General features: G+C 23.8%; 3 protein-coding genes. All 3 read right to left on the bottom strand.

Going from position 1 to position 2,583, the window contains the following annotated elements; genetic code table 11:
• The coding region (locus ACIQ56_RS16615) for a hypothetical protein (RefSeq protein ID WP_397602150.1) at window positions 1-305 on the bottom strand (305 nt) is incomplete at its 3' end.
• Between the two features lie 375 nt (window positions 306-680).
• Entirely contained in the window at window positions 681-1,745 is a 1,065-nt protein-coding gene (locus ACIQ56_RS16610) for a hypothetical protein (RefSeq protein WP_397602149.1), read from the bottom strand.
• A gap of 364 nt (window positions 1,746-2,109) precedes the next feature.
• Entirely contained in the window at window positions 2,110-2,454 is a 345-nt protein-coding gene (locus ACIQ56_RS16605; RefSeq protein ID WP_397602148.1) for a hypothetical protein, read from the bottom strand.
• Between the last annotated feature and the right edge of the window lie 129 nt (window positions 2,455-2,583).

Below are 2,583 nucleotides of genomic sequence, written 5' to 3'. Positions count from 1 at the left end.
CAATCCAATTTATGTCTAACAATTTGGCAAGATATTGGAATTACAGCATGACCTGCTTTATCATTAAATGGAATATTAGAAACTTCACCTCTTTGAATGAGATACTCATTAAATTGTGTCCAAAAAACGGTGCACTTATTCCCGTCAAAAAAGTTACGAATTCTACAACCAGAAGACATGTTTGTTTTCAAATCGTTAAAATTATTTGAGAGCCTAGAATTTAAATAGCTTGGTAAATCAAAAGCATATACACTGAAAGAAAAGGGAAGGGATATCAGTGATGTTAAGAAAAATATTTTTTTCATCTTCTAACTCCTTATTTTTTTAGAAACAAAAAAGAATTTATTTATTTCTCTTTTAAAATAAAAAACAATAACTCTTTTTGTATCTTACTTTTTTTAATAATAGTCAAGAATTCAAATTCTCTTAAGAAACAAAAAAAAATAAAATAATATATTCAATTGTTAAATTAACAATAATTTGGAACTTTAATTTTTTGATGTAAATTATTTTTTAAAAGGTAATTTTCTATTTTATTTAATATTTCAATATTTATACTTTTCATTAAAAAAATTATATTTTCTTTATCTATACTCTGAGTTGACTTTGGTATATTAAAAAATTTTTGATTTAATATTTGTTTTATATTCAAATGATGGCCATCTGAAAAAATATATTTTTTATGAATAATACCATAAGGATTTGGCACAAATTGAGAAAAAGGAGCTATTTTTTTTTATTTTAGAATAAAGAACTTCATCATGACATATTTCTAATGTCATATTACTTAATTTTACTAATTCCAATTCATATTTTGACTCATGAACAGTTTGATAAGGAACACCCCATAAATTTGAAAATAACAAAGATAATTTTAAAACAAAATCAAAAATAATCTTTAACTCATTTGTTTTCAAAAGTGGTTCTGAAAGACTTCTGGCGTTAAATTGATGAATATTACCAATCAAAGTTTCATGTAAACAAGGCAAAAAGAAGGCGTAACATTTATTGCTTTCTAGAAAACTCTTTGAAGTAAAGGGTATTGATGCATCAAAAAAAGTTGATTGTTCTTTTGCTGCGTAAATACCAATAAATGATTTGATTTTATCAGAATCTACTAGTCTAAATGTCGTTCTTTTTCCAAATACAGGATCAAGTGCAAAAATTTGAATTGATTCTATGTTTTTAATATTCGCTAATTCATTAGCAACTAAAATTGCAGTTATGCCTCCTCGACTAAACCCAAATAAATTCAAATTTTTTATTTTGCAATTATTACCACCATTTTCAGCAATAATATTTTGAACTGCCTCGACTGTTCTTGAAACCCTGGATGAAAAGCCGATACCAAATGCTTGCTTTAATTTATCAGAAATTGAGAAACCAGAAGTGCCAGTCACTTGCTTAATTTTATTTAAAAAAGAAGGTTGTGAAATATTCCCATTTGTTATTTCTTTCGTATTACTACCAATTCCTTTTACTAATATTTTAATGTGAACTGATTTAGGATTATACTTCTTTGTAAGAAATGAGTTTTGTGAATTTTTTTTTAATTCATTTATATTATTTCTACTTCTGTTAGGATCTGCAGTATTTAACTCGTAATAATCTGCACTATTTAAAAGATATAAATGTGTTAATAATTCTTTATATCCCCTAATTTCTCCAGTATTTAAAGCATCTATGGCATCAAAGGAAGTACCTAAAAAGTAAACGCTCAAGGTTTCAATTGTTTTCATTTCCATAAGACAACTTATCCTCCTTACACAATAAAAATACATATATTAAATAATTAATCAATGGAAATATTTAATATTTAAATTAGAATTTTTAATTAAAAAAAATGAATTATTTTTATTAATTACAAGATTTTAATATATTTAATTTTTATTATTATTTACAAATAAAAATAAGTTTACAATATTTAATTTTATAGTTTTTTATTTATATATAGTTAAATTTAAAAATTATATAATATGAATATCAAGAAGAATTAAAATAAATGACACTTATTGATGCTTTATATTATAGCACATATTCAAAAATTTACATTTGAAAGATTTTGAAAGAGGATTTTACTTTCAGATATTCAAAATAAAATATCAATTTTTATAGAACTGCAGTTTGCAATTCATAATTATTAGATAAATAAAACTTTATAGATGGTTTTGAATTGTTCCATTGATATTTAATTTTTATTCCTTGCAATGTCATAAATTCATCTTTTCCAACAGGATACATTCTTTCAGAAAAAGAATTATTTTCCAAATATAAATATAAAGAATTTTTCTCAAATTTTATTGTATTCCATTCATCTTCATCCATAAATTTAAACTTTAGAGAATATTTATTCAAATTTTTGTTTTCTTTTATAGGTTTTATTATTTTCTTATTATTAAAACCAATATTATATACATCATTAAAACTATGAATTAACTTATCATTTATATACATCCCATGATCCTCCCCTAAGAAAGTAGACACCCAGATCCGAAAAAAACTTATAGGAAAGAGGTGTTGAAATGGTGTTAACCAAAAGAAGGTATACAAGCGAATTCAAGCAAGGGGCGATTGAGCTTACAA

The sequence above is a fragment of the Silvanigrella sp. genome (assembly GCF_044369315.1).
Taxonomy (GTDB): Bacteria; Bdellovibrionota_B; Oligoflexia; order Silvanigrellales; family Silvanigrellaceae; genus Silvanigrella.
The sequence above is the reverse complement of the archived record's forward strand: the minus strand, read 5'-3'. Positions and strand labels throughout refer to the sequence as shown.

Excerpts from the sequence above, each read along its gene's own strand:
- ACIQ56_RS16605 (WP_397602148.1), bottom strand. The coding sequence starts at position 2,454 with ATGTATATAAATGATAAGTTAATTCATAGTTTTAATGATGTATATAAT.
- ACIQ56_RS16610 (WP_397602149.1), bottom strand. The coding sequence starts at position 1,745 with ATGGAAATGAAAACAATTGAAACCTTGAGCGTTTACTTTTTAGGTACT.